This window comes from Klebsiella sp. 28, from assembly GCF_018223905.1.
GTDB classification, from domain to species: domain Bacteria; phylum Pseudomonadota; class Gammaproteobacteria; order Enterobacterales; family Enterobacteriaceae; genus Klebsiella; species Klebsiella pneumoniae.
The window spans coordinates 62,362-88,174 of the sequence record NZ_JAGRQY010000070.1; the positions used below are offsets into that span (position 1 = coordinate 62,362).

Sequence of the window (25,813 nt, forward strand, 5' to 3'; positions counted from 1 at the left end):
TCCGTTGTGTACCGGGTAAGGCGTAGCCGCCACCCGGCATCCAATCCGGCTATGCGTACGTTTACGGCAAACTACATCAGCGCCAGCGCACCGACAATCGCCCCGCACAGCGCCACCAGTCCGCCCGTCAGCCACAGCGCTTTGGCCGGGAAGGCTTTACGCAGCATAATCAGCGACGGCACGCTCACTGCCGGCAGTGTGATGAGCAGCGCCAGCGCGGGCGCCGTCCCCATACCCGCCAGCATCATTGTCTGCACAATCGGAATTTCCGCCGCGGTAGGGATCACAAACAGGCAGCCGGCGATCGCCATCGCGATAACCCAGAACAACGTATTATCCACCACGCCATCGGCGTGCGGGAACAGCCAGACGCGCGCCGCTCCCAGCACCAGCACCGCGAGGATATAAACCGGGATCGTGTTCCAGAACAGCGTCCACAGCGCCTGCAGCCAGCGGCTAAAGAAGCCGCCCTGAGTCGCTTCCGACGGTGCAGCAGGCACCGCTACCGGCTGCGTCGCCGCCTCTTTCACCCATTTCTGCACCAGCGTCGCCACAGTTAATACTGTCGCCAGACCCGCCACCAGGCGAACCAGCGCAAACTGCCAGCCCAGAACAAAGCCCATAAACACCAGCGTCGCCGGATTGAGCAGCGGGTTCCCCATCCAGAACGCCAGCGCCCCGCCCATCGACACCTGCTGTTTGCGCATCCCGGCCGCGACCGGCGCGGCGCAGCAGGTGCACATCATGCCGGGCAGCGAGAAAATCGCTCCCAGCAGCGTGCCCTGAAACCGCGATTGTCCCAGGGTGCGTAGCAGCCAGTCGCGCGGAATGAGTACCTGAATCAATGACCCGAGCAGCACGCCGAGCACCGCCGCTTTCCAGACGGCAAGGAAGTAAACCATCGCATAGTCCCACGCCGCCATCAGCGGGTTAGCGTCGGCCTGGGCAAGAATGGATTTACCGATACTGTGGGTTTCCGCAGCGGTGAAGGCTTTCCCGTAGTACGGCTGCCATTTGACGTACCACAGACCAACAATCACGACGAGAAAGAAAAGCGCGGGTTTCCACCATTGAAATGGTGACGCCGCCTGAGATGAAGACTGACCAGCCATAGCATTCCCCAGCAAGAAATGTGGATATGAATTAAAGCCGTGAATACTACGCCGGAAGCCTGCGTTTGCAAACCGCTATTCAGCCTGCCGCGCGGCGCGCTCCCGTAGTTCCGATGATGTCAGAATTCGCACCCCTTCGTGGGTGGGCGACAGCGCCTCCGCCAGCAGGGCGATCGCCACATCGCGGGCCGCAATGGATTTCCAGTTCCCCGGCAAGAGCCGGAACAATGGTGCGAGGAAGGTCTCATTGGCCCGCTTTTTTTCCCGCTCGCCTGACAGCATCGACGGCCTGGCGATGGTCAGCCGCGGCCAGTCTTGCTCAATCAGCGCCGCCTCCATTTCTCCCTTCACCCGATTGTAGAAAAACGGCGAGTGGGCGTTGGCGCCCATCGCGCTAACCACCAGCATATGTTGCGCACCCAGTCGTTTGCCGGTCAGCGCGGTATCAACCACCAGCGTGTAGTCAGCATGGACGAAGGCCTCTTTGCTCCCGGCCTCCCGGCGCGTCGTTCCCAGGCAACAGAAGACGATATCCACCGGGTCAACCACCTGCGCCAGGGCATCGGTCAGCTGGGGATCGTGAGGATTAAAGACACCTTCCGCTGGCGCCAGCGGGCGACGCGTCGGCGCGGCGATGGTGCTTATACGGGGCTCATTCTGCAGCAGCCGGAGTAAGTGACCGCCAACTAACCCGGTCGCGCCGGTTAATAATACCTGACTCATTGGTTCTCCTTTACAGAATTCTCCGCCTTGCACTTTCGGGCTCATGTTCCAGGCTTAATACCTTACAAGGTAAGTATCCACCATCATCATGGAATTACCTCATTGACCATCCAGACAGTGGAGGAAGCATGAGTAAAAAGATAGCCGTCCTCATTACCGACGACTTTGAAGATTCTGAATTTACCTCTCCCGCCGAAGCCTTTAAGCTCGCCGGGCATCAGGTCATCACGATCGAAAAGCAGGCTGGCAAAACGGTGAAGGGTAAGCAGGGAGAAGCCGAGGTCGCCATCGACAGAGCCATCGATGACGTCACACCGGGTGAATTTGATGCCTTATTGCTGCCCGGGGGCTACTCTCCCGACCAGCTGCGTGGTGATGAACGCTTCGTCACCTTTACCCGCGATTTTGTCAACGGCGGTAAGCCGGTGTTTGCCATCTGCCACGGCCCGCAGCTGCTGATCAGCGCCGATGTGATCCGCGGACGTAAGCTCACGGCGGTGAAACCGATTGTGGTGGATGTGAAAAACGCCGGGGGCGAGTTTTACGACCAGGAGGTGGTGGTCGATAACGAACAGCTGGTCACCAGCAGAACGCCGGACGATCTGCCGGCCTTCAATCGCGAAGCGCTACGCCTGCTCGGCGCCGGCATCACGCCGCCAGTGTAATTTTTTCCCGAAACCCAGCGTGTTGTCGGTAAATTTGATTTCGTCCGGACGAATCTCCCATACCGGCGCCGACAGCATGCGGGCCACCGGGAAGCGCTTGACGTAGCGCTGGCGCATTCGCGCCTCTTCGTCACCGCTCAGACGACGGATCTCGCCTTTGAACTGCACCCCGCGGATCAGGGCCACCGTTTTTGGCTGGCCGTTGACCGTGCCGGCCACCTTCGCCCTCTGTCCGGTCATCTGGCCATGGCGGGTGTGCTCCTCGCTGAGCAGATAAAAGGCCACGGTATCCGGGTCATAGACGTAAAAGGCATTCGCGCACCACAGCTCGTCTTCACGGGAGACGCACCAGGTGACGACGTGCTGTTTACTCAGCCAGCGACCAATGGCGGCAAGCGTATCCATCTTTCTTCTCCATTATGCTATGGTGCACACACCTTACCATAGTGACTTTGTGACCGTGTGCTGGTTTCTGTATCTCATTCGAACCGCGGATAATCGCCTTTATACCGGCATCACCACCGACGTGCCACGCCGCTTTCGCCAGCATCAGGCGGGAAAAGGCGCAAAGGCGTTGCGCGGCAAAGGCGACCTGCAGCTGGCCTTTAGCCACGAAGTTGGTGAACACTCACTTGCATTGCGACTGGAATATCGCGTCAAGCAGCTAACGAAGCGCGAAAAAGAGCGCCTCGTTGCCGGAGAGGATGCCTTCGAAACCCTGCTGGCGAGGCTTAAAGACGATTAAAGTGCTCGCTGTATTCTACCTGGCCATGGACGCCGTCGAGGGCGTCATCCGCCAGACGGTGAACCTGGAACGCCTCGGCGCTGTCCGGCCAGCGGCAGCGGAGATCGAAGCGCGCGGCCGGTTCAAAGCCGAAGCGACGGTATAAATCCGGGTCGCCCAGCGTCACCACCGCGGCGTAGCCAAACTCATTCAGCGAGTCCAGCCCTTCATAAACCAGCTGCCGGCCAATGCCCTGTCCGCGGTAGCGTTCATCTACCGCCAGCGGCGCCAGGCCGACCCACTGCAGCTCTTCACCTTCCACCGCCACCGGGCTGAAGGCAACGTAGCCGATCACCTGGCCTTCATCATCCGTCGCCACTACCCCCAGCGTGATCAGTCCATCTTCACGCAGATCGTGCACCAGCTGCGCTTCGGCATCGCGGCCGAAGGTACGACGCAGCAGCGCGTCGATTCCCGGTGCATCAATCCCAATCTCCACTCGAATCAGCATGCCTCACCTACCGATGTCTGTTCAGGTTTCTGCGGGCTCTTCAGTCCAGCTTCGACAAAATCCGCCAGTTGCAGCAACATCACGCGCAGCGCTTTTGGCATCTGCTCGAGCTCAATGGCGTCCATCAAATTTTTTACATACAGCCCCAGCTCCGTATCGCCTTCAATGACCAGACGACGCTGGAAGAATAGCGTATCCGGATCCTGCTTGCGCGCGGCGATCATTAACAGATCGCTGGCGTCGGCGCTGAAGCTGACGTCGGCGTCGGCCTGCTGGCTGACCACCAGTCGACCATCGACTACCGAGGTATACCACAGCAGACCGATGTCACGCACATGAATACTTAACCAACGCCCCTCAAGAAACTCCAGCTCCCCCTCCGCCAGCGCCTGGCGAAACTGCCAGCTCAGCACTTGCTCCAGCACCTGGCGCTTGAGGGCAAAAGGCGCCAGCTTAACCGGCACGCTCATTAAAGACGGGCCAAAGTGGACCAGCCGGGAACGCAGTTTATCCAACACAAGCTTTACTCCATGAATGCAATAGTTCCGCTATTGTGCCATATCACATAAACAACATAGCGGCGTAAATCAACAAAAACGCGATGACGGCCGCCAGTTATTGGCGCCGCCAATACACTTTTAACTGCCTCAAATCAAAAATTGTCACCAGAAGGTTAACTAAAATCCCTGCTCGTTAACCATTCAGCGTCCCTGACGGGCCGCATTTTTCAGGAAAAATTATGGAGCTGCTCTGCCCAGCCGGTAACCTTCCGGCGCTTAAGGCGGCCATCGAAAACGGCGCCGATGCCGTCTATATCGGGCTGAAAGATGACACCAACGCCCGCCACTTTGCCGGCCTTAATTTCACCGAAAAGAAACTGCAGGAAGCCGTCAGCTTTGTGCATCAGCACCGTCGTAAGCTGCATATCGCCATCAATACCTTCGCTCATCCCGACGGCTACGCCCGCTGGCAGCGAGCAGTGGATATGGCCGCTCAGCTGGGCGCTGATGCGCTCATTCTGGCCGATATCGCCATGCTGGAGTACGCTGCGGAGCGTTACCCACACATTGAGCGTCACGTTTCGGTGCAGGCTTCCGCCACCAATGAAGAGGCCATTCGCTTCTATCATCGCAACTTCGACGTCGCGCGCGTCGTACTGCCGCGCGTGTTGTCTATTCATCAGGTGAAACAGTTGGCCCGCGCTACGCCGGTGCCGCTGGAAGTCTTCGCCTTCGGCAGCCTGTGCATCATGGCGGAAGGCCGCTGCTATCTCTCTTCCTACCTGACCGGCGAATCGCCCAACACCGTCGGCGCCTGTTCGCCTGCCCGCTTCGTACGCTGGCAGCAAACGCCGCAGGGGCTGGAATCGCGTCTCAACGAAGTGCTGATTGACCGTTATCAGGATGGCGAAAATGCCGGTTATCCGACGCTGTGCAAAGGCCGCTACCTGGTTGATGGCGAGCGCTATCACGCGCTGGAGGAGCCCACCAGCCTCAACACCCTGGAACTGTTGCCGGAATTGGTGGCCGCCAATATCGCCTCGGTGAAAATCGAAGGCCGTCAGCGCAGCCCGGCTTACGTGACCCAGGTGGCGAAAGTCTGGCGCCAGGCGATCGATCGCTGCAAAGCCGATCCGCAGAATTTCGTACCGCAGTCCGCCTGGATGGAGACCCTGGGCGCCATGTCCGAGGGGACACAAACTACCCTTGGCGCTTATCACCGTAAATGGCAGTGAGAAACATGAAATATTCATTAGGGCCGGTGCTGTACTACTGGCCAAAAGAGACGCTGGAAGATTTTTACCAGCAGGCGGCAAACTGCAGCGCCGACACCATTTATCTCGGCGAAGCGGTATGCAGCAAACGCCGCGCCACCAAAGTTGGCGACTGGATCGAAATGGCGAAAACGCTGGCCGCTAGCGGCAAGCAGGTGGTGCTCTCCACCCTCGCGCTGGTGCAGGCCTCTTCTGAACTGGGCGAGCTGAAGCGCTATGTCGATAACGGCGAATTTCTGATTGAGGCCAGCGATTTGGGCGTGGTAAATCTCTGCGCCGAACGCAAGCTACCGTTCGTCGCCGGGCATGCGCTGAACTGCTACAACGCCGTTACCCTGCGCCTGCTGCGGAAACAGGGCATGGTGCGCTGGTGCATGCCGGTGGAACTCTCCCGCGACTGGCTGGCTAATTTACTGACCCAGTGCGAAGAGCTGGGTATCCGCAACCAGTTTGAAGTCGAAGTGCTGAGCTACGGCCATCTGCCGCTGGCTTATTCCGCGCGCTGCTTTACCGCCCGCTCGGAAGACCGGCCAAAGGACGAGTGCGAAACCTGCTGCATCAAGTACCCAACCGGGCGCAGCATGCTGTCGCAGGAGAACCAGCAGGTGTTCGTGCTCAATGGTATTCAGACCATGAGCGGCTACGTCTATAACCTGGGCAATGAGCTGACGTCCATGCACGGCCTGGTGGATATGGTGCGCCTGTCGCCGATGGGCAACGAGACCTTCGCCATGCTCGAGGCCTTCCGCGCCAACGAAAACGGCGCTGCGCCGCTGGATCTCACCAGCAATAGCGATTGCAACGGCTACTGGAAACGATTGCCAGGACTGGTGCTTCAGGCCTGATAAACCGCTCACTTTGTTAACAACAGTGTTCAGATTTTAATGCATTATTAAAGATGCAGCTTTTCTGGCTGGCGCGTCCAGGATGCGCCAGGCTGGAAGAAGACCTTCAATCTGATGACGATGCTGTAGCAAAGTGAGCCTTTATGACTGACAAATCTGTTCCATTCTCGGTGCTCGATCTGGCGCCGATCCCGCAAGGATCTTCTGCCAAAGAAGCCTTTACCCACTCTCTGGATCTCGCCCGGCTGGCCGAATCGCGCGGCTATCATCGCTACTGGCTGGCGGAGCATCATAATATGGTCGGCATTGCCAGCGCAGCGACCTCGGTGCTGATTGGCCATCTCGCCGCCAACACCACCACCCTGCATCTCGGGTCCGGCGGCGTGATGCTGCCTAACCACTCTCCACTGGTGATAGCTGAGCAGTTCGGCACCCTGAACACCCTTTACCCCGGGCGGATCGACCTCGGCCTTGGCCGCGCGCCGGGCAGCGATCAGCCGACCATGCGCGCCCTGCGTCGCCATATGAGCGGCGATGTCGATAATTTCCCGCGCGATGTAGCGGAACTGGTGGACTGGTTTGACGCCCGCGATCCGAACCCGCACGTGCGCCCGGTTCCCGGCTACGGGGAGCGCATTCCAGTATGGCTGCTGGGCTCAAGCCTCTATAGCGCGCAACTGGCGGCGCAGCTCGGCCTGCCGTTTGCCTTCGCCTCGCACTTCGCGCCGGATATGTTGTTCCAGGCCCTGCATCTGTATCGCAGCAATTTCAAACCTTCGGCGCGGCTGGAAAAACCGTACGCGATGGTGTGTATCAATATCATCGCCGCCGACAGCAACCGCGATGCGGAGTTTCTCTTCACCTCCATGCAGCAGGCGTTTGTGAAGCTGCGTCGCGGCGAGACCGGGCAGTTGCCGCCGCCGGTGGAAAATATGCATCAGCTGTGGTCAGCGTCCGAGCAGTATGGTGTGCAGCAGGCACTGAGCATGTCGCTGGTCGGCGATAAAACTAAAGTCCGCCATGGGCTAGAGTCGATTCTGCGTGAAACCGAGGCGGACGAAATCATGGTCAATGGCCAGATCTTCGACCACCAGGCGCGTCTGCATTCTTTCGATTTAGCGATGCAGGTGAAAGAGGAGCTGTTGGGGTAACACACACGTCAGCCCGGTGGACGTCGCGCCACCGGGCAATAGCTTTACTGATAAACCGGCAGCAGATTGACGCTCGACAGGATATGTACAACCGCATTGCCGAGGCCAAAGAGCAGGATCAGCACAATCATTGGCGTTCCGCCCCAAACGCGGAACTGTGGGCTGCCGAAGCGTTTGCGTGAGGCGCGAGCCAGCAGCGCCGGTACAATCGCCGCCCAGATCGTCGCCGCCAGGCCAGCATAGCCGATGGCGTAGAGGAAACCATCGGGTTTGACCAGTCCGCCAATCATCGGCGGGATAAAAGTCAGCAGCGCGGTTTTAAAGCGTCCCATCGCGCTATCGTCAAAGCCAAACAGATCCGCCAGGTAGTCGAACAGCCCCAGCGTCACGCCGAGGAACGAACTGGCGACAGCAAAGTTCGAGAACACCACCAGCAGCAGATCCAGACTCCGACTATTCAGCACGCCGCTCAACGCCTGCACCAGCACATCAATGTTGCCGCCCTTCTGCGCAATGTCGATAAACTGCGGACGAGGGATGTTACCCATCGTCACCAGCAGCCAAACGACATACAGACCCAGCGCCAGCAGCGTACCGTAGGTTAAGCAGCGGATGATGGTGCGCGGATCTTTTCCGTAGTATTTCATCAGGCTCGGCACGTTGCCGTGATAGCCAAACGAGGCCAGGCAGAACGGGAGCGTCATCAGCAGGTATGGCGCATAGGAGGCATTCTTCTCCGCAACGTTAAATAGCGTCGTCGGCTCGACGTGCCCGAGCAGGCTACCGAAGGTCAGGAAGAAGGTGATCACCTTAGCGCCCAGTACGATAGCCGTCATGCGGCTCACCGCTTTGGTGCTCATCCAGACGATAAACGCCACCAGCAGCGCAAAGCCGAAGCCCGCCGCGCGCGCCGGCACCTTCAGCGACAGTTCACTGAAGGTGTGGTGGAGGATCGAACCGCTCGCCGAAATATAGGCGTAGGTCAGGATATAGAGCACAAAGGCGATTGATACACCGTTCACCAGGTTCCAGCCCTTGCCGAGCAGGTCTTTGGTAATGGTGTCGAAGCTGGAGCCGATGCGGTAGTTAAGATTGGCCTCGAGGATCATCAAACCGGAGTGCAGCATGCAGAACCAGGTGAAGACCAGCGCCGCCAGCGACCAGAAAAACCACGCGCCGGACATCACCACCGGCAGCGAGAACATGCCCGCGCCGATAATCGTGCCGCCGATAATCACCACGCCGCCAAACAGAGACGGACGGGTTGCCGTAGTGGTTAGTGTCGCCATTTACCGAATTCTCCAGTCGAAAATACTTCGCTCACGTTGAGCATGACGCACTGTACCAGTACACGAGTACAAATGGAATAAAAAAAGCCCCAATCATGACGATCGGGGCTGTATTATTTAGTTTACGCTAGCGGGCGGCGTTGATTACGCATCGCCACCGAAGCGACGGCGACCGGCTGAGTCATCGCGGCGCGGCGCGGATGCATCGTCACGACGCGGCGCACGGCCTTCACGACGTTCGCCGCTGAAACGACGTCCTTCACCACGACCGCCTTCACGACGTTCGCCACCGAAGCCACGGCTACCTTCACGACGCTCGCCGCCGAAGCCACGGCCGCCTTCGCGACGCTCACCGCCGCCACGACGTTCGGTGCGCGGCTGCGCATCGCCCAGCAGCTGCATGTTCATCGGCTTGTTCAGGATACGGGTACGAGTAAAGTGCTGCAGCACTTCGCCCGGCATCCCTTTCGGCAGCTCAATGGTGGAGTGAGAAGCGAACAGCTTGATGTTACCGATGTAACGGCTGCTGATATCGCCTTCATTGGCGATCGCGCCAACGATATGACGCACTTCAACGCCGTCATCGCGACCCACTTCAATGCGATACAGCTCCATGTCACCCACGTCACGACGCTCACGCTTCGGACGATCTTCGCGATCGCCGCGCGGGCCGCGATCATTACGGTCGCCACGACGGTCGAAACGATCGTCACGATCGCGGAATTCACGACGTGGACGCATCGGCGCGTCCGGCGGAACGATCAGCGAACGTTCGCCCTGAGCCATCTTCAGCAGCGCAGCAGCCAGCGTTTCCACGTCCAGCTCTTCACCTTCCGCCGTCGGCTGGATTTTCGCCAGCAGTGCACGGTACTGATCCAGATCGCTGCTTTCCAGCTGCTGCTGAACTTTCGCGGCGAATTTTTCCAGACGACGCTTGCTCAGCAGCTCCGCGTTAGGCAGTTCCACTTCAGGAATGGTCAGCTTCATGGTGCGTTCGATGTTGCGCAGCAGACGACGCTCGCGGTTCTCAACGAACAGCAGCGCGCGGCCAGCACGACCGGCACGACCAGTACGGCCGATACGGTGAACGTAGGATTCAGAATCCATTGGGATGTCGTAGTTCACCACCAGGCTGATACGCTCAACGTCCAGGCCACGGGCCGCAACGTCAGTCGCAATCAGGATATCCAGACGACCATCTTTCAGGCGTTCCAGAGTCTGCTCACGCAGCGCCTGGTTCATGTCGCCGTTCAGCGCCGCGCTGTTGTAGCCATTACGCTCCAGCGCTTCAGCTACTTCCAGGGTCGCGTTTTTGGTACGGACGAAGATAATCGCCGCATCAAAGTCTTCCGCTTCCAGGAAACGCACCAGCGCTTCGTTTTTACGCATGCCGTAGGCAGTCCAGTAGCTCTGGCTGATATCCGGGCGAGTCGTCACGCTGGACTGAATGCGCACTTCCTGCGGCTCTTTCATAAAGCGACGGGTAATGCGACGGATAGCTTCCGGCATGGTGGCGGAGAACAGCGCGGTCTGATGCCCTTCCGGGATCTGCGCCATAATGGTTTCTACGTCTTCGATAAAGCCCATGCGCAGCATTTCATCTGCTTCATCCAGTACCAGGCCGCTCAGTTTGGAGAGGTCCAGGGTGCCGCGCTTCAGGTGGTCCAGCAGACGACCCGGGGTACCGACGACGATCTGCGGACCCTGACGCAGGGCGCGCAGCTGCACGTCATAACGCTGGCCGCCGTACAGGGCAACCACGTTCACGCCGCGCATATGTTTAGAGAATTCCGTCATTGCTTCAGCAACCTGTACCGCCAGCTCGCGGGTCGGCGCCAGCACCAGAATCTGCGGTGCTCTCAGCTCAGGATCGATGTTGTTCAGCAGCGGTAAAGAGAATGCTGCGGTTTTACCGCTACCGGTCTGGGCCATACCCAGAACGTCGCGGCCGTCCAGCAGATGCGGAATGCACTCAGCCTGGATCGGAGATGGTTTTTCGTAACCCAGATCGGTGAGCGCTTCAAGGATAGGAGCCTTCAGGCCCAGATCTGCAAAAGTGGTTTCGAATTCAGCCATGTAGTACGTGTGCCTCAAAATTAATGGCGGCCAGTCTACATAACTCATCGTGAAAATTTACGGTAATTTTCATTGAAAAGTGTGAACCGGCTCAAAGTAGGTGTATTAACGAACAACAACGCCCTCACCCGCGAAGGTGATGGCAAGCAAAAAACTATGGGCTGATGTGTTCGTCAGCTATTGCTGGTCCGATTCTGCCAGGTCATCTTGCTCCTGGCCCAAGAGCGATAATTCCAACAATGCGTATCGGTGCTCAACGTAGTTATGTACGTTGTTGGCGACCGCCAGTTTGAACAGTGCCGTAGCGCTGTCCTTGTCCCCCAGACTTAGGTAGTACTTACCTAAATAGAAGTTGGTTTCACTGAGATGCTCAGCGAGCGAGGTGTTATCCGTTGCGTCTGCCTTCAGACGAGTCATCAGCTCTTTTTCGCTAATGTCGCCAAGGTAGAACTCGACAATGTTCCATCCCCATTGCTCTTTATCCGACTTGTTTAAGCGCTCTCTGAGTGCTTCAAGCGCCCGCTTCTCGTCGAGTTTACGCTCGGCGATATAAAGCCACAGGCTACGGAAAGGATCATTGGGATCGTCTTGATAAAACGCCAGCAGATCATCTTGCGCTAACTTAGCCCGGCCGCCGTAATACAGGGCGATACCGCGGTTCAAGTGCGCGTAGTTGTAAGTTGGATCAAGCTCAAGTACAGAATCAAACGCTTCATAGGCAGCATCAAAATTGCCTGCCTGCGTTAAGTAAATGCCTAAGTAATTGAATACTTCCGGCATATCGGGTCGGATTGCCAGCGCTTGTGAAAAATCATTTCGCGCAAGTGCCCTCAGACCGAGACTATCATACAACACTCCGCGCTCATATAAAAGCTGTGCGCGTTCGTCATCGGATAAAGCCCGACTGGCAAGAATTTGTTCCATGCGTGCCAGAATCACTTCTTGCTGTAAAGTCGGTTGCAATGGTACTGCGAGGACGGCGTCCTTACGCCAGGCGGTGCTACTGCATCCTGCCAGCGTGAGAGCTGTCGCCACGAAACACCAGCGCAAAAAAGGCTTCATTTCCCACTCCCGAAGACAACGATTGGATGAACGTCCTGTTCCCCGGCTGCAAACGAGGCGTCCTGCCCGTAAAACGCCCTCCGCAAAAGCGGAGGGCTAACGGCAACCTTACTCGCCCTGCTCGGCAGCCGGAGCTTCCGGCGCTGCGGCAGACGGAGTCTGTTCAGTTGCTTCTTTAATGCTCAGACGGACACGGCCCTGGCGGTCAACTTCCAGAACCTTAACCGGTACTTCCTGACCCATCTGCAGGTAGTCAGTCACTTTCTCAACGCGCTTGTCAGCGATCTGCGAGATGTGAACCAGACCTTCTTTACCGCCGCCGATGGCAACGAATGCGCCAAAGTCAACGATACGGGTCACTTTACCATTGTAGATGCGGCCAACTTCGATCTCAGCGGTGATCTCTTCGATACGACGGATAGCATGCTGCGCTTTGTCGCCGTCGGTCGCTGCGATCTTCACGGTACCGTCATCTTCGATCTCGATGGTAGTACCGGTCTCTTCGGTCAGGGCACGGATAACAGAACCGCCTTTACCGATAACGTCTTTGATCTTGTCCGGGTTGATCTTGATGGTGTGGATACGCGGTGCGAATTCAGAGATATCGCCGCGCGGCGCGTTAATCGCCTGCTCCATCACGCCCAGGATGTGCAGACGCGCACCTTTAGCCTGGTTCAATGCAACCTGCATGATTTCTTTGGTGATACCTTCAATTTTGATATCCATCTGCAGCGCAGAGATACCGTCGCGGGAACCCGCAACTTTGAAGTCCATATCGCCGAGGTGGTCTTCGTCACCGAGGATGTCAGACAGCACGACGAAGTTGTCGCCTTCTTTCACCAGACCCATTGCGATACCCGCCACAGCGGCTTTTACCGGCACGCCCGCGTCCATCAGCGCCAGAGAGGCGCCGCAGACGGAAGCCATGGAAGAGGAACCGTTAGATTCGGTGATTTCCGATACCACGCGCACGGTGTACGGGAATTCTTCAATAGTCGGCATCACGGCCAGTACGCCGCGCTTCGCCAGACGACCGTGACCGATTTCACGACGCTTCGGAGACCCCACCATGCCAGTTTCGCCTACGGAGTACGGAGGGAAGTTGTAGTGGAACAGGAAGGAGTCGGTGCGCTCGCCCATCAGTTCGTCGATGTTCTGCGCATCGCGTGCGGTACCCAGAGTCGCGGTAACCAGCGCCTGCGTTTCGCCACGGGTGAACAGCGCGGAACCGTGAGTACGCGGCAGAACGCCGGTACGAACGTCCAGACCACGGATCATATCTTTTTCACGGCCATCGATACGCGGCTCGCCGGCCAGTACGCGGCTACGAACCACGTTTTTCTCGATGGCGTGCAGGATTTCACCCAGCTCGTTAGCGTCCAGGGTTTCATCTTCAGCAACCAGCGTGGCGATGGTTTCAGATTTGATCACGTCAACCTGAGCGTAACGCTCTTGTTTGTCGGTGATACGGTAAGCATCGCTCAGACGGGATTCAGCCAGCGCAGCCACGCGCGCGTTCAGCGCTTCGTTGACCGCTTCCGGCTGCCAGTCCCAACGCGGTTTACCGGCTTCTTTCACCAGGTCGTTGATGTTCTGAATAACAATCTGCTGCTGCTCGTGGCCGAAGACCACCGCGCCCAGCATCTGGTCTTCGCTCAGCAGTTCCGCTTCGGATTCCACCATCAGCACGGCCGCTTCGGTACCGGCAACCACCAGGTCCAGTTTGCTGGACTTCAGTTCTTCCTGGGTTGGGTTCAGTACGTACTGGTCGTTGATGTAACCCACGCGCGCAGCGCCGATTGGGCCATTGAACGGAATACCAGACAGCGACAGCGCAGCGGAAGCGCCGATCATCGCGACGATGTCTGGGTTAACCTGCGGGTTAACGGAAACGACGGTGGCGATAACCTGAACTTCGTTAACGAAGCCTTCCGGGAACAGCGGGCGAACCGGGCGGTCAATCAGACGTGCGATCAGGGTTTCGCCTTCGCTTGGACGGCCTTCACGACGGAAGAAACCACCCGGGATTTTACCGGCAGCGTAGGTACGCTCCTGGTAGTTAACGGTCAGCGGGAAAAAGTCCTGGCCTGGCTTCGCTTTTTTCTGACCCACAACGGTAACGAATACCGCAGTGTCATCCATGCTAACCATCACAGCGGCCGTTGCCTGGCGCGCCATCATGCCGGTTTCCAGGGTCACGGTATGCTGGCCGTACTGGAATTTACGAACGATCGGATTAAGCAAAATTCTATCCTTTTTATCTATAAATCACGCCATATCCACGACATAGCGTCTATTGACCCGATCTTCTGCATCCTCGCGACTAATGACAACCTTTACCCGCCCCTGCGGATGAAGCCTCTCATTAGCCGCGCGAACCTCTGCATGAAGATCATTACTAGCAACAATACATGAGTTTTGAATGAATTGCTGCCGCCCGGTCGAAAAAAGGGGCCGTCAGGCCCCTTTTTCTGAAACTCGCAGAATTAGCGACGCAGACCCAGACGCTCAATCAGCGCAGAGTAACGGGCAACATCTTTACGTTTCAGGTAGTCGAGCAGTTTACGACGCTGAGAAACCATGCGCAGCAGACCACGACGGCTGTGGTGATCTTTTTTGTGCTCTGCAAAGTGGCCCTGCAGGTGGTTGATCTGTGCGGTCAGCAGTGCAACCTGAACTTCGGTAGAACCGCTGTCGTTTTCGCCACGACCAAACTCAGAAACGATTTTTGCTTTAGCTTCAACGCTTAGAGACATTTTATAACTCCAAAAATTAAAAGAAAGAAAGGGTGCCGATCTCTAATTCAGCGACCCCTGATGCAACGCCCGAAAATGTTAAAACACGTTAGCGGACGTTAAGCGGCGATATTCTACTCGTAGCAGGCTTTTATCGCAAGAAAAGCGCTTACGCCGGGTATTCCACCACCAGACGACGCGGGGCCACGCGGCCTTCATCGTCAATTTCGCCCATGCCGAGAAACTTGCCGGACTCGCTCTCCATCACCCGCACCAGCCCGTTAAGCGGCGCGCCTGACTGACGTACCGGGTTGCCGTTCTTAAAGTAGACTGCGGAGGTTTCTGGAATATTAACCAGCGGGTAATCCGAGGCCGGGCTGTCCATCGGCATCAGCAGCGGATCAAGCAACTGAGCGGCAGGAATATCCTGCGCCGCCGCCTCATCGACCAGCGCCTGCAGCTGCTCGAGGGTCACCATCCGCTCGACCGGGTATTTGCTTACCGCCAGGCGACGCAGGAAAATCACGTGCGCGCCGCAGCCGAGCTTCTCACCTAAATCATCGATAATCGTCCGGATGTAGGTGCCTTTCGAGCAGTGGATCTCCAGCTCCAGCTCATCGCCTTCACGGCGAATAAACAGCAGCTCATAGACGGTTATCGGCCGGGCTTCCCGCGGAACTTCAATACCCTGGCGAGCATATTCGTATAGCTTCTTGCCCTGATATTTCAGCGCCGAATACATCGACGGCACCTGCTGCGTCTCGCCGCGGAAGCTGTCCAGCGCCGCCGCCAGCTGTTCGTCGCTAAAGGTCAGCGGGCGCTCTTCCACCACCTGACCGTCGGCATCGGAGGTATCCGTGCGCTGGCCAAGTTTGGCGATCACGCGGTAACGCTTATCGGAGTCCAGCAGATACTGGGAAAACTTGGTCGCTTCGCCAAGGCAGATCGGCAGCATACCGGTCGCCAGCGGATCCAGCGCGCCGGTATGTCCGGCGCGGTTGGCGTTATAAATACGTTTTACTTTCTGCAGCACATCGTTACTGGAGGCGCCCTGAGGCTTGTCCAGCAACAATACGCCATGCACGTCGCGGCCGCGACGACGAGGACGACTCATCAGTCCTCCTTGCTGTCGTCCGGATTCACACGACGCTCATCGTCGTGTTTCACCACGCTGGTGACCAGGTTGGACATACGCATCCCTTCCACCAGTGAGTTGTCGTAGAAGAAAGTCAGTTCCGGTACGATGCGCAGACGCATCGCTTTCCCCAGCAGAGAGCGGATAAAGCCAGAAGCTTCCTGCAGCGCTTTGATGCCCGCTTTCACCGCGGCTTCATCTTTGTCGTTAAGGAAGGTGACATACACCTTGGCATAGGCCAGGTCACGGGACATTTCCACACCGGAAACGGTGGTCATCATGCCCAGACGCGGATCTTTAATTTCACGCTGCAGGATGATGGCAATCTCTTTTTGCATCTCCTGGGCCACACGCTGCGGGCGACCAAATTCTTTCGCCATAATAAGTTCTCCAGAATAAAGACAAAAAAGGGGCCAAAAGCCCCTTTTTAAAATGATTGCCGGGTGGCGCTTCGCTTCCCCGGCTGCTTAGCCATCAAATGATTAATCGATGCTACGCTGGATTTCGATGATTTCGAACACTTCGATCATATCGCCAACGCGAACGTCGTTGTAGTTCTTCACGCCGATACCACATTCCATGCCGTTACGGACTTCGTTAACGTCATCTTTGAAGCGGCGCAGGGATTCCAGCTCGCCTTCATAGATAACCACGTTGTCACGCAGGACGCGGATTGGGTTGTGACGTTTGATCGTCCCTTCGGTAACCATACAGCCCGCGATGGCGCCGAATTTCGGCGATTTGAAGACATCACGCACTTCAGCCAGACCGATGATCTGCTGTTTCAGTTCCGGAGACAGCATGCCGCTCATCGCCGCTTTCACTTCGTCGATCAGGTTATAGATGACGGAGTAGTAACGCAGATCCAGGCTTTCCGCTTCGATAACTTTACGCGCAGAGGCATCGGCACGAACGTTGAAGCCAACCAGAATCGCGTTGGATGCTGCTGCCAGGGTAGCGTCGGTTTCGGTGATACCACCTACGCCGGAACCGATGATCTTCACTTTCACTTCGTCGGTAGACAGTTTCAGTAAGGAATCGGAAATCGCTTCGACAGAACCCTGTACGTCCGCCTTCAGTACGATGTTCACTTCGTGAACTTCGCCTTCGGTCATGTTAGCGAACATGTTTTCCAGTTTAGATTTCTGCTGACGCGCCAGCTTAACTTCACGGAATTTGCCCTGACGATACAGCGCCACTTCACGCGCTTTTTTCTCGTCACGCACTACGGTCACTTCATCACCGGCAGCCGGCACACCGGACAGGCCGAGGATTTCCACCGGAATGGACGGACCCGCTTCCAGCACTTCGCGACCCAGTTCGTCACGCATCGCGCGCACACGGCCATATTCGAAGCCGCACAGAACAATGTCGCCCTTGTGCAGAGTACCTTCGCGAACCAGAACGGTAGCTACCGGACCACGACCTTTATCAAGGAAGGATTCGATGACCGCGCCGCTCGCCATACCGTTGCGGACCGCTTTCAGCTCAAGAACTTCAGCCTGCAGCAGGATCGCGTCCAGCAGGTCGTCGATGCCGGTACCGGCTTTCGCGGAAACGTGGACGAACTGGCTCTCGCCGCCCCACTCTTCCGGCAGGATGCCGTACTGGGACAGTTCGTTCTTCACGCGATCCGGATCGGCTTCTGGCTTATCGATCTTGTTCACCGCCACTACCACCGGTACCTGCGCCGCTTTAGCGTGCTGGATAGCTTCGATAGTCTGCGGCATCACGCCGTCGTCTGCCGCCACCACCAGAACCACGATATCCGTCGCCTGCGCGCCACGAGCACGCATGGAGGTAAACGCGGCGTGGCCCGGGGTATCCAGGAAGGTGATCATGCCGTTGTCGGTTTCGACGTGGTAAGCACCGATGTGCTGGGTAATACCACCCGCTTCGCCGGAGGCAACCTTGGTAGAACGAATGTAGTCCAGCAGCGAGGTTTTACCGTGGTCAACGTGACCCATAATGGTCACGACCGGTGCGCGCGGTTCAGCCGCCGCGCCGGTGTCACGGTCGCTCATTACGGCTTCTTCCAGTTCGTTTTCACGACGCAGGATAACTTTGTGGCCCATCTCTTCGGCAACCAGCTGTGCGGTTTCCTGGTCGATGACCTGGTTGATGGTCGCCATGGCGCCCAGCTTCATCATCGCTTTGATGACCTGAGAACCTTTCACCGCCATCTTGTTAGCCAGTTCGCCAACGGTGATGGTTTCGCCGATTACGACGTCACGGTTAACGGCCTGCGCTGGCTTCTGGAAGCCCTGCTGCAGAGCTGAACCTTTACGGTGCTTACCGCCTTTACCGCCGCGAACGGCCGCGCGGGCTTCTTCACGATCAGCTTTCGATTCAGCGTGTTTGTTGCCTTTCTTCGCCGGACGAGCCGCTTTGCTGCTACGGCTACGGCCGCGACCGCCTTCGACTTCACGATCGTTATCATCTTCAGCCTGACGAGCATGCTGTGATGTGGTGACGTGATAGTCGCTGCTATCTTCCGGGCTGTCTGAGGTTTCAGACCAATTTTTTTCGTTTTCTTCAGCCATACGGCGTGCTTCTTCCGCTACACGGCGCGCTTCTTCTTCAAGTTTGCGGCGTGCTTCTTCTTCCGATTTGCGCTTCAATTCCGCGGCTTCGTTCTCGCGACGGATCTTTTCAGCCTGGGCGGTTTTGGTCATTTCGTCGGTATGTTGATTGCTCACTTTGTCTTTTTCCGCAGCTTCACGTTTCGCTTTATCAGCGACTTCACGTTTAGCTTGTTCTGCGGCCTCACGTTCAGCTTTTAATTGCGCCTCGCGTTTCGCTGCTTCTTCAGCTTCACGACGGGCCTGCTCTTCCGCTTCACGCTGCGCCTGCTCTTCCGCGGCCAGGCGTTCAGCCTCTTGCGGATCGCGTTTCACAAAGGTGCGTTTCTTGCGGACTTCGATTTGTACCGATTTACTCTTTCCACCGGTACCTGGAATATTCAACGTACTGCGCGTCTTACGCTGTAACGTCAGCTTGTCTGGCGCCGAGCCGTGTTCACGGTTCAGGTGCGTCAACAAAGTTTGTTTCTCTTGCGAGGTCACAGAATCATCAGCCGATTTGCGGATGCCTGCGTCAGCAAATTGCTGTATCAGGCGATCCACAGAGGTCTGAATCTCTGAGGCCAGCGCTTTAATAGTCACATCTGTCATGCTGTTCCTTCCTGCTACAGTTTATTACGCTTCGTCGCCGAACCAACAAATGTTGCGAGCGGCCATGATGAGCTCGCCAGCTTTCTCGTCGGTCATCCCTTCGATATCAGCCAGGTCATCAACGCCCTGCTCGGCGAGATCTTCCAGCGTACAAACACCACGGGCAGCCAGTTTGAATGCCAGGGCACGATCCAGACCTTCGAGATTCAACAGATCATCGGCAGGTTTGTTATCTCCCAGGCTTTCTTCCTGAGCCAGCGCCAGCGTAGTCAGTGCGTTTTTCGCACGCTCACGAAGTGCTTCAACGGTGGCTTCATCCAGACCGTCGATTTCCAGCAGTTCTTTCATCGGCACATAGGCCAGCTCTTCCAGCGAGGAGAAGCCTTCTTCAACCAGCACTGTCGCGAAATCTTCATCAATATCAAGATATTTGGTGAAGGTATCGATAGCGGCATGCGCTTCCGCCTGGTGCTTAGCCTGCAGATCGTCAACGGTCATGACGTTGAGTTCCCAGCCGCTGAGCTGTGAAGCCAGGCGGACGTTCTGACCGTTACGGCCGATCGCCTGCGCCAGGTTGCCCGCTTCTACCGCGATATCCATGGTGTGTTTATCTTCATCCACCACGATGGACGCGACGTCTGCCGGCGCCATAGCGTTAATCACGAACTGCGCCGGGTTATCATCCCACAGGACGATATCGATGCGTTCACCACCCAGCTCAGTCGACACGGCCTGCACACGCGCACCGCGCATACCGACGCAAGCGCCAACCGGGTCGATGCGCTTGTCGTTGGTTTTCACCGCGATTTTGGCACGAGAGCCCGGATCGCGAGCCGCCGCTTTGATCTCCAGCACTTCTTCACCGATTTCCGGCACTTCGATGCGGAACAGTTCGATCAGCATCTCAGGTTTGGAACGGGTGACGAACAGCTGGGCGCCACGCGCTTCCGGACGGACAGCGTACAGTACGCCGCGAATGCGGTCGCCCGGACGGAAGTTTTCACGCGGCAGCATATCTTCACGCAGGATCACGGCTTCAGCGTTGTTACCCAGATCCAGTGTGATATTGTCGCGGTTCACTTTTTTCACCACGCCGGTGATGATCTCACCTTCGTGCTCGCGGAACTGATCGACCACCATCGCGCGCTCGGCTTCGCGGACTTTCTGCACGATAACCTGCTTAGCGGTCTGGGTGGTGATACGGTCGAAGGTGACAGATTCGATCTGATCTTCGACATATTCGCCGACGTTCATGCTTTCATCTTCGAAACGCGCTGCTTCCAGCGTGATCTCGCGCGTCGGCTGGGTGACTTCTTCTACAACCAGCCAACGACGGAAGGTATCGAAATCGCCGCTCTTGCGGTCGATTTCAACGCGAACGTCGATCTCTTGTTCGTATTTTTTCTTGGTGGCCGTTGCCAGCGCGCTTTCCAGCGCTTCGAAAATTTTCTCACGCGGCAGCGCTTTTTCGTTGGAAACGGCTTCAACAACAGCCAAAATTTCTTTGTTCATCGGGGCCTTTCACCTCAATCCAGACTGTTAAAAGTGGGGAACCAGGTTCGCCTTCTGGATGTTACTCAGCGCGAACACTTCATCTTTGCCTTCGACGGTTACCGTGATCATCTCACCGTCTACCGCTTTGATAATGCCCTGCCATTTGCGGCGGTTCTGAACCGCCATGCGCAGCACCAGCGCAACTTCTTCGCCGGTGAAACGTTGATAGTGTTCGGCGGTGAACATCGGACGGTCAAGACCAGGCGAAGAGACTTCCAGGTTGTAAGCGACAGTGATCGGGTCTTCGACATCCATGACGGCGCTTACCTGGTGGCTCACATCAGCACAATCATCAACGTTGATGCCATCTTCACTATCAATATAGATGCGCAGTGTGGATGTGCGACCGCGAATAAATTCGATGCCGACCAGCTCAAAGCCAAGCGCTTCAACCGGCGCAGCGAGCATCTCTGTCAATTTTTGCTCTAATGTGGACAAACCCACCCCCAAGACATAAAAAAAGGGCGTATAGCCCAGTTATTCTGAAGTCAGATAACAAAAAACCCCGATAAATCGGGGCTTTAGATAACTGAACCCTGAGATCGCCATGGCGATCTGGAACACCTTCCGCAAGAATTCTTTCAAATTCGGCTACGAAGGACACCTAGTCCTCACAGTATATTTGAAAAAGTACTTAATGGGAAAGTGGTTGCGGGGGCCGGATTTGAACCGACGACCTTCGGGTTATGAGCCCGACGAGCTACCAGGCTGCTCCACCCCGCGCCTGAAACGTGGCATATTTTACTCTTTTTGAGCAAAAGACGCAAATACTGCTGGGATTTGGTACCGAAGACGGGACATAAAATCGAGATGAATTGTAACGGCGATTAGTATATTTTGTCAACATGCTTTTTAGCGCCCCCGATTGCCGTTTGTGCTGGTATTTCAGGCTTTTTTAGCAAAAAGATGATGAAGTACTTCCTGTCGCCAGTAAAAGATGGTTAAATGAATACTCACAATTAATGCATAAAAATGCAGTCAAGGTTGTTGGGTCGAACTCACCACAGTCTATCGAGCAGGGTTTTATTTTATGACGACGATTCTCAAGCATCTCCCGGTTGGTCAACGTATTGGTATCGCTTTCTCTGGTGGACTGGATACCAGCGCCGCGCTGTTATGGATGCGCAAAAAAGGCGCCGTGCCTTATGCATATACCGCTAACCTGGGTCAACCGGACGAAGACGACTACGATGCTATCCCGCGCCGCGCGAAAGAGTACGGCGCTGAAGGCGCCCGTCTGATCGACTGCCGCAAACAGCTGGTCGCAGAAGGGATCGCCGCGATTCAGTGTGGCGCTTTCCATAACACCACTGGTGGGTTGACCTACTTCAACACCACGCCGCTAGGCCGCGCGGTCACCGGCACCATGCTGGTGGCGGCGATGAAAGAAGACGGCGTTAACATTTGGGGCGATGGCAGCACCTATAAAGGCAACGATATCGAACGTTTCTATCGTTACGGCCTGCTGACCAACGCTGAACTGCAGATTTACAAACCGTGGCTGGACAGCGACTTTATCAATGAGCTCGGCGGTCGTCACGAAATGTCCGAATTTATGATCGCCTGCGGCTTTGATTACAAGATGTCGGTCGAGAAAGCCTACTCCACCGACTCCAATATGCTCGGCGCGACCCATGAAGCGAAAGATCTCGAATTCCTGAACTCCAGCGTCAAGATCGTCAACCCGATTATGGGCGTGAAGTTCTGGGACGAAAACGTGAAGATCCCTGCGGAAGAGGTCACCGTACGCTTTGAGCAGGGCCATCCGGTGGCGCTGAATGGTAAAACCTTTGCCGATGACGTCGAGATGATGCTGGAAGCCAACCGCATCGGCGGTCGTCACGGCCTGGGCATGAGCGACCAGATTGAAAACCGGATTATCGAAGCGAAAAGCCGCGGCATTTATGAAGCTCCGGGGATGGCGCTGCTGCATATTGCCTACGAGCGTTTGCTGACCGGTATCCATAACGAAGATACGATTGAGCAATATCACGCCCACGGTCGCCAGTTGGGCCGCCTGCTGTATCAGGGCCGCTGGTTTGATTCCCAGGCGCTGATGCTGCGTGATTCGCTGCAGCGCTGGGTCGCCAGCCAGATCACCGGCGAAGTCACCCTCGAACTGCGTCGCGGTAACGACTACTCGATCCTCAATACGGTATCAGACAACCTGACCTATAAAGCGGAGCGTCTGACCATGGAAAAAGGCGATTCCATGTTTACTGCCGAAGACCGTATCGGCCAGCTGACCATGCGTAATCTGGACATCACCGATACCCGCGAGAAGCTGTTCGGCTATGCACAGTCTGGCCTGCTGAGCGCCTCCTCGGCAACCGGTTTACCGCAGGTTGAAAATCTGGAAAACAAAGGCAAATAATCGCCTGACAATGTTGCTTTCCGCCGGCGGCTCACCGCCGGCTTTTTATTTTGAATGACCCACCAACGTAAAAAAAATGCCATGACGCATTTTTTCCTTATCGCCAGACCAGCAAAACTGTTGACTATAATAGCCTCAATTGATTAATTCATATCTGGTGATACACATCATGAATATTAAACCGCCGATCAGGCCGCAAAAGACCATTGACCGACTGATCGATGTACTTGAGCCACACGCGACCCCCGTTAACGCGATCGCCAGAAAAAGACTGACATGGGAATATAAAGGCAAAACCCAGCTCTTTATTTTTAAAAAAGGCGAGCTGTCGATTATTCGTAATTCCGACAGGCTACTGATGGTGACCGTCTATGAGCCGCATCTTTTCGGCGTGGCGGAAATGCTGCAGCCCAGCCGCAGCCACAGCCTGCGAGCCGAGGTATCATGCGAACTGCTACGGATCGACTATGACCTGGCTTCGGCGCTTTTTCGTCAGCATAACCTGTGGGAAGAGGTGACCAGCCTGTTGGCTTATCATACCTCGTATATGGTGTATCGTGACGATCTGGTCCTGCAGCAGCGTACCTATTCGGTCATCCGTAACCATTTGCTGGAGATGATGCTATTAAGCGAAGAGACCCGACAGCGAGTATCTATTCTTGAGTATATTCAGGACAGGACCCTTCTGTCGCGTAGCAGTATTCTCAATGTATTGTCAGCATTAAAGAAAGGCGGTTATATTACCTTTGCCCGCGGCGGTTATTTACAAAATATCGTCTCACTTCCTGAAAAATTCTGACCCGCACTCCTCCTATCATTTATTGTTATTTGCTGCAGCGGGGAAGATGTTTAAATTTAAACCAATAACCGTTACCGCTAAAAGAACAAAAATTTTATGCTAAGCGCCTGGGTTTCCCGGAAGACAATCTATTACTGAGTTCGCCAGCAGACGACCACAAACGGCGTTAACCGCCGGGTCTGCACCGGCTCAGGATATGCCAGCGGAAATCGGCCAGACGTGTGCGGCGGTAGCGAGAGTTGCCCCCTCGCCTGCCGCGACCATAACAATGAGATGCACGAACCCGTTAATTATGCCCGAACGCCCATATCGGGCTTTTTTTTATCTGAAGGAATTTAATAATGAAGTCTATTGCTGCAAAAATGGTTGCCGTAACGATCGCTTTGGGAGCCAGCAGCGCTGCCTGCGCAGCCGTTAACCTGCATGGAGAAGCTGGCGCCGAGTTTACCAATCTGTCCGCCAGCTTTGGCGCCGGGGAACCGGGTATGACGTTCAGTTCTCAGTGGGCCCATAGCGACAACGACGGAGATAGTGTAGGACTGGGAATGGGTTATAACTTTAACCTTGGCCCTTTTCTGATGACCCTGGGCGGTAAGGCGGTCTATCTGAATCCAAAAGATGGTGATGAAGGTTACGCCATCGCCGCCGGTGGTGGCGCTGAACTCCCCCTTGGTCAGTATTTCACGCTTTTCGGCGAGGGCTATTACTCACCGGACTCAATGTCCAGCGGCGTTGAGGATTATGTGGAGGCCAATGCCGGGGTACGCCTTAACGTGCTCCCGTCTCTGAATATCGAAGCTGGCTATCGCTATATTGATATGGCAGGGAAAGATGGCAATCGCGATAACACGCTGGCCGACGGCGCTTACGCCGGGGTTAACTTCCACTTTTAACTCTTCACAGGGATTGCCGGTCGGCAGTCCCTGTTTCATTCTCAGCTGGTCAGCGGCACGCTTTTCAGTACGCGGTTGATCTCTTGTAGGCCCGCAACATTATTCTCTTTGCGGTAAACCTCATTCATGGACGCCATCTGCTCCAGGCGGGTCAGGGCGCCATACACCTTATACGCCTCGCTGTGTCTGTCGAACACATCGCGGCGCTCCACGTCCTGCAGATAATGACTTTTCAACGAATGGTTAAGGCGACTAATCAGTGCCGTATTGTCCTGGAAATAGCGCCTCACCGCCTGGGCATGATTCGCTGTAGTCCCAGACTCACTGGGCGATACCGGTACGGTTAGCGCATTAATCGTCTCCACCGTTTGGGAGGGCGATGTTGAACTGCACCCAGCTAAACCGAGCACGCCGGCGACGATAAGCAACCCGATCTTGTTCATTGTGTCACTTCACCTCTGTTAATTTGACGAGGCGACTTTAACGACAGTAAAAGGAGGCAACCAGCGAAGAGATGTTTATAAATAAATGGCCAGCGGGGACAAAAACAAAAAAAGACGCTTTTCAGCGTCTTTTTTCTGGAATATTGGTACCGAGGATGGGACTCGAACCCACAAGCCCGTTAGGGCACTACCACCTCAAGGTAGCGTGTCTACCAATTCCACCACCTCGGTACAGAATACTTAGTGCGGGATATCGCTGGTCGGCTGAGCCGGCGCAGTTGGCTGAGTTTGCTCCGTTTTCGGCGCGCTCAGATTATCCCACTCACTTCCTTTACTGGTCTTGTTGCTGTTGATATTACCCAGCGCCAGACTGATGATGAAGAACAGCGCAGCCAGGATGCCGGTCATACGGGTCATAAAGTTGCCAGAACCGCTGGACCCAAACAGTGTGCCGGAAGCGCCTGCACCGAAGGAGGCTCCCATATCAGCGCCTTTACCTTGCTGCAGCATAACCAGACCTACAAGGCCAATCGCTACAATAAGGAAAACAACCAAAAGAGCTTCGTACATAATCAACCTGTTCCTTGCGGATTCGCCGCATACCAAGTGCTTCGACCAATAAAGCGGGACGTTTTAACGTTTCCCACTGAAGCGGGTGTGAATACTAACCAAAGCGAATGACCTTCGCAAGGGCAATTTCGACACATTGTATCAACTGCAGAAAAAAACAGCAAAAAGCCAATTTTCGATCATAAAAAAGGCGGCAAGCGCCGCC

General features: G+C 56.0%; 26 protein-coding genes and 2 tRNA genes. 8 read left to right on the forward strand and 20 right to left on the reverse strand.

Features of this window, described 5'->3' with window-relative positions; genetic code table 11:
- Positions 1–71: 71 nt before the first annotated feature.
- Positions 72–1,112 (reverse strand): permease, encoded by a 1,041-nt coding sequence (locus tag KHQ28_RS12920; RefSeq protein WP_032418339.1) that lies wholly within the window; start codon positions 1,110–1,112, stop codon positions 72–74.
- 75 nt (positions 1,113–1,187) lie between these two features.
- Positions 1,188–1,835 (reverse strand): NAD(P)H-binding protein, encoded by a 648-nt coding sequence (locus KHQ28_RS12925; protein WP_002918218.1) that lies wholly within the window; start codon positions 1,833–1,835, stop codon positions 1,188–1,190.
- Positions 1,836–1,963: 128 nt separating this feature from the next.
- On the opposite strand from KHQ28_RS12925, the gene KHQ28_RS12930 reads away from it, so the two are divergent.
- On the forward strand, positions 1,964–2,500 hold the full coding sequence (locus KHQ28_RS12930) for a type 1 glutamine amidotransferase domain-containing protein (RefSeq protein WP_002918221.1): 537 nt from the start codon (positions 1,964–1,966) through the stop codon (positions 2,498–2,500).
- Here KHQ28_RS12930 and KHQ28_RS12935 read toward each other — a convergent pair.
- Positions 2,462–2,905: a YhbP family protein gene (locus tag KHQ28_RS12935; RefSeq protein WP_002918223.1), complete on the reverse strand. Its 444-nt coding sequence runs from the start codon at positions 2,903–2,905 to the stop codon at positions 2,462–2,464. The two genes, KHQ28_RS12930 and KHQ28_RS12935, sit on opposite strands and share 39 nt — an antisense overlap.
- A gap of 49 nt (positions 2,906–2,954) precedes the next feature.
- Between KHQ28_RS12935 and KHQ28_RS12940 the strand changes: the two genes are divergently transcribed.
- Entirely contained in the window at positions 2,955–3,245 is a 291-nt protein-coding gene (locus KHQ28_RS12940; RefSeq protein WP_002918226.1) for a GIY-YIG nuclease family protein, read from the forward strand.
- Here the strand turns inward: KHQ28_RS12940 and KHQ28_RS12945 are convergent.
- Entirely contained in the window at positions 3,232–3,735 is a 504-nt protein-coding gene (locus KHQ28_RS12945; RefSeq protein ID WP_002918229.1) for a GNAT family N-acetyltransferase, read from the reverse strand. The genes KHQ28_RS12940 and KHQ28_RS12945 overlap by 14 nt on opposite strands.
- Positions 3,729–4,253 (reverse strand): SCP2 domain-containing protein, encoded by a 525-nt coding sequence (locus KHQ28_RS12950; protein ID WP_002918231.1) that lies wholly within the window; start codon positions 4,251–4,253, stop codon positions 3,729–3,731. The genes KHQ28_RS12945 and KHQ28_RS12950 overlap by 7 nt, the downstream gene beginning before the upstream one ends.
- A gap of 221 nt (positions 4,254–4,474) precedes the next feature.
- Between KHQ28_RS12950 and KHQ28_RS12955 the strand changes: the two genes are divergently transcribed.
- From KHQ28_RS12955 to KHQ28_RS12965, 3 genes are all read left to right on the forward strand, one after another.
- Positions 4,475–5,470: a peptidase U32 family protein gene (locus KHQ28_RS12955; RefSeq protein ID WP_032418338.1), complete on the forward strand. Its 996-nt coding sequence runs from the start codon at positions 4,475–4,477 to the stop codon at positions 5,468–5,470.
- A 5-nt stretch (positions 5,471–5,475) separates the two neighbouring features.
- Positions 5,476–6,354 carry a U32 family peptidase gene (locus KHQ28_RS12960; RefSeq protein ID WP_002918233.1) on the forward strand — a complete coding sequence of 293 codons (879 nt, stop codon included), beginning with the start codon at positions 5,476–5,478 and terminating at the stop codon, positions 6,352–6,354.
- Between the two features lie 143 nt (positions 6,355–6,497).
- Positions 6,498–7,505: an LLM class flavin-dependent oxidoreductase gene (locus KHQ28_RS12965; protein WP_004213218.1), complete on the forward strand. Its 1,008-nt coding sequence runs from the start codon at positions 6,498–6,500 to the stop codon at positions 7,503–7,505.
- A 44-nt stretch (positions 7,506–7,549) separates the two neighbouring features.
- On the opposite strand, the gene mtr is transcribed toward KHQ28_RS12965, so the two are convergent.
- The 12 genes from mtr to KHQ28_RS13025 all read right to left on the reverse strand — a co-directional run bounded on the left by mtr (position 7,550) and on the right by KHQ28_RS13025 (position 21,252).
- Complete coding sequence (gene mtr / locus KHQ28_RS12970; protein WP_004185824.1) at positions 7,550–8,794, reverse strand: tryptophan permease; 1,245 nt, start codon at positions 8,792–8,794, stop codon at positions 7,550–7,552.
- 144 nt (positions 8,795–8,938) lie between these two features.
- Positions 8,939–10,870, reverse strand: a complete 1,932-nt coding sequence (gene deaD / locus KHQ28_RS12975; RefSeq protein ID WP_023342589.1) for an ATP-dependent RNA helicase DeaD — start codon at positions 10,868–10,870, stop codon at positions 8,939–8,941.
- Complete coding sequence (yrbN, locus tag KHQ28_RS12980; RefSeq protein WP_085903200.1) at positions 10,863–10,943, reverse strand: protein YrbN; 81 nt, start codon at positions 10,941–10,943, stop codon at positions 10,863–10,865. The genes deaD and yrbN overlap by 8 nt, the downstream gene beginning before the upstream one ends.
- A 104-nt stretch (positions 10,944–11,047) precedes the next feature.
- Positions 11,048–11,932 carry a lipoprotein NlpI gene (gene nlpI, locus KHQ28_RS12985; RefSeq protein ID WP_002918241.1) on the reverse strand — a complete coding sequence of 295 codons (885 nt, stop codon included), beginning with the start codon at positions 11,930–11,932 and terminating at the stop codon, positions 11,048–11,050.
- A 108-nt stretch (positions 11,933–12,040) separates the two neighbouring features.
- A complete protein-coding gene (gene pnp, locus KHQ28_RS12990; protein ID WP_004150944.1) occupies positions 12,041–14,176 on the reverse strand; it encodes a polyribonucleotide nucleotidyltransferase in 2,136 nt (711 codons plus the stop codon).
- Between the two features lie 242 nt (positions 14,177–14,418).
- On the reverse strand, positions 14,419–14,688 hold the full coding sequence (gene rpsO / locus KHQ28_RS12995; protein ID WP_002918244.1) for a 30S ribosomal protein S15: 270 nt from the start codon (positions 14,686–14,688) through the stop codon (positions 14,419–14,421).
- Positions 14,689–14,836: 148 nt separating this feature from the next.
- Entirely contained in the window at positions 14,837–15,781 is a 945-nt protein-coding gene (truB, locus tag KHQ28_RS13000) for a tRNA pseudouridine(55) synthase TruB (protein ID WP_004144892.1), read from the reverse strand.
- Entirely contained in the window at positions 15,781–16,182 is a 402-nt protein-coding gene (gene rbfA, locus KHQ28_RS13005) for a 30S ribosome-binding factor RbfA (protein WP_002918248.1), read from the reverse strand. Before rbfA ends, truB begins: the two co-directional genes overlap by 1 nt.
- Positions 16,183–16,284: 102 nt before the next feature.
- The gene (gene infB / locus KHQ28_RS13010; RefSeq protein WP_002918250.1) at positions 16,285–18,975 is read right to left on the reverse strand and encodes a translation initiation factor IF-2; all 2,691 of its coding nucleotides are present in this window, start codon (positions 18,973–18,975) and stop codon (positions 16,285–16,287) included.
- A gap of 24 nt (positions 18,976–18,999) precedes the next feature.
- Positions 19,000–20,487 carry a transcription termination factor NusA gene (gene nusA, locus KHQ28_RS13015; protein WP_032418337.1) on the reverse strand — a complete coding sequence of 496 codons (1,488 nt, stop codon included), beginning with the start codon at positions 20,485–20,487 and terminating at the stop codon, positions 19,000–19,002.
- A gap of 27 nt (positions 20,488–20,514) precedes the next feature.
- Positions 20,515–20,967, reverse strand: coding sequence for a ribosome maturation factor RimP (gene rimP, locus KHQ28_RS13020; RefSeq protein WP_032418336.1), 453 nt, complete (start codon positions 20,965–20,967; stop codon positions 20,515–20,517).
- Between the two features lie 208 nt (positions 20,968–21,175).
- Positions 21,176–21,252, reverse strand: a tRNA-Met gene (locus KHQ28_RS13025).
- A gap of 307 nt (positions 21,253–21,559) precedes the next feature.
- On the opposite strand from KHQ28_RS13025, the gene argG reads away from it, so the two are divergent.
- The 3 genes from argG to KHQ28_RS13040 all read left to right on the forward strand — a co-directional run bounded on the left by argG (position 21,560) and on the right by KHQ28_RS13040 (position 24,595).
- Positions 21,560–22,903: an argininosuccinate synthase gene (argG, locus tag KHQ28_RS13030; protein WP_004144895.1), complete on the forward strand. Its 1,344-nt coding sequence runs from the start codon at positions 21,560–21,562 to the stop codon at positions 22,901–22,903.
- Between the two features lie 169 nt (positions 22,904–23,072).
- On the forward strand, positions 23,073–23,702 hold the full coding sequence (locus KHQ28_RS13035) for a winged helix-turn-helix transcriptional regulator (RefSeq protein WP_004185827.1): 630 nt from the start codon (positions 23,073–23,075) through the stop codon (positions 23,700–23,702).
- 341 nt (positions 23,703–24,043) lie between these two features.
- On the forward strand, positions 24,044–24,595 hold the full coding sequence (locus KHQ28_RS13040; RefSeq protein ID WP_032418335.1) for a YfaZ family outer membrane protein: 552 nt from the start codon (positions 24,044–24,046) through the stop codon (positions 24,593–24,595).
- A 41-nt stretch (positions 24,596–24,636) separates the two neighbouring features.
- Here KHQ28_RS13040 and KHQ28_RS13045 read toward each other — a convergent pair whose 3' ends face one another.
- The 3 genes from KHQ28_RS13045 to secG all read right to left on the reverse strand — a co-directional run bounded on the left by KHQ28_RS13045 (position 24,637) and on the right by secG (position 25,608).
- Positions 24,637–24,885, reverse strand: coding sequence for a hypothetical protein (locus KHQ28_RS13045; protein WP_014906872.1), 249 nt, complete (start codon positions 24,883–24,885; stop codon positions 24,637–24,639).
- A gap of 297 nt (positions 24,886–25,182) precedes the next feature.
- Positions 25,183–25,269, reverse strand: a tRNA-Leu gene (locus KHQ28_RS13050).
- Positions 25,270–25,278: 9 nt separating this feature from the next.
- A complete protein-coding gene (secG, locus tag KHQ28_RS13055) occupies positions 25,279–25,608 on the reverse strand; it encodes a preprotein translocase subunit SecG (protein ID WP_002918369.1) in 330 nt (109 codons plus the stop codon).
- Between the last annotated feature and the right edge of the window lie 205 nt (positions 25,609–25,813).

Bases quoted from the DNA above. Each gene is read 5' to 3' on its own strand.
- KHQ28_RS12920 (WP_032418339.1), bottom strand. From the start codon at position 1,112: ATGGCTGGTCAGTCTTCATCTCAGGCGGCGTCACCATTTCAATGGTGG.
- KHQ28_RS12925 (WP_002918218.1), bottom strand. From the start codon at position 1,835: ATGAGTCAGGTATTATTAACCGGCGCGACCGGGTTAGTTGGCGGTCAC.
- KHQ28_RS12930 (WP_002918221.1), top strand. From the start codon at position 1,964: ATGAGTAAAAAGATAGCCGTCCTCATTACCGACGACTTTGAAGATTCT.
- KHQ28_RS12935 (WP_002918223.1), bottom strand. From the start codon at position 2,905: ATGGATACGCTTGCCGCCATTGGTCGCTGGCTGAGTAAACAGCACGTC.
- KHQ28_RS12945 (WP_002918229.1), bottom strand. From the start codon at position 3,735: ATGCTGATTCGAGTGGAGATTGGGATTGATGCACCGGGAATCGACGCG.
- KHQ28_RS12955 (WP_032418338.1), top strand. From the start codon at position 4,475: ATGGAGCTGCTCTGCCCAGCCGGTAACCTTCCGGCGCTTAAGGCGGCC.
- KHQ28_RS12960 (WP_002918233.1), top strand. From the start codon at position 5,476: ATGAAATATTCATTAGGGCCGGTGCTGTACTACTGGCCAAAAGAGACG.
- KHQ28_RS12965 (WP_004213218.1), top strand. From the start codon at position 6,498: ATGACTGACAAATCTGTTCCATTCTCGGTGCTCGATCTGGCGCCGATC.
- mtr (WP_004185824.1), bottom strand. From the start codon at position 8,794: ATGGCGACACTAACCACTACGGCAACCCGTCCGTCTCTGTTTGGCGGC.
- deaD (WP_023342589.1), bottom strand. From the start codon at position 10,870: ATGGCTGAATTCGAAACCACTTTTGCAGATCTGGGCCTGAAGGCTCCT.
- yrbN (WP_085903200.1), bottom strand. From the start codon at position 10,943: ATGAAAATTACCGTAAATTTTCACGATGAGTTATGTAGACTGGCCGCC.
- nlpI (WP_002918241.1), bottom strand. From the start codon at position 11,932: ATGAAGCCTTTTTTGCGCTGGTGTTTCGTGGCGACAGCTCTCACGCTG.
- rpsO (WP_002918244.1), bottom strand. From the start codon at position 14,688: ATGTCTCTAAGCGTTGAAGCTAAAGCAAAAATCGTTTCTGAGTTTGGT.
- truB (WP_004144892.1), bottom strand. From the start codon at position 15,781: ATGAGTCGTCCTCGTCGTCGCGGCCGCGACGTGCATGGCGTATTGTTG.
- rbfA (WP_002918248.1), bottom strand. From the start codon at position 16,182: ATGGCGAAAGAATTTGGTCGCCCGCAGCGTGTGGCCCAGGAGATGCAA.
- infB (WP_002918250.1), bottom strand. From the start codon at position 18,975: ATGACAGATGTGACTATTAAAGCGCTGGCCTCAGAGATTCAGACCTCT.
- nusA (WP_032418337.1), bottom strand. From the start codon at position 20,487: ATGAACAAAGAAATTTTGGCTGTTGTTGAAGCCGTTTCCAACGAAAAA.
- argG (WP_004144895.1), top strand. From the start codon at position 21,560: ATGACGACGATTCTCAAGCATCTCCCGGTTGGTCAACGTATTGGTATC.
- KHQ28_RS13035 (WP_004185827.1), top strand. From the start codon at position 23,073: ATGAATATTAAACCGCCGATCAGGCCGCAAAAGACCATTGACCGACTG.
- KHQ28_RS13040 (WP_032418335.1), top strand. From the start codon at position 24,044: ATGAAGTCTATTGCTGCAAAAATGGTTGCCGTAACGATCGCTTTGGGA.
- secG (WP_002918369.1), bottom strand. From the start codon at position 25,608: ATGTACGAAGCTCTTTTGGTTGTTTTCCTTATTGTAGCGATTGGCCTT.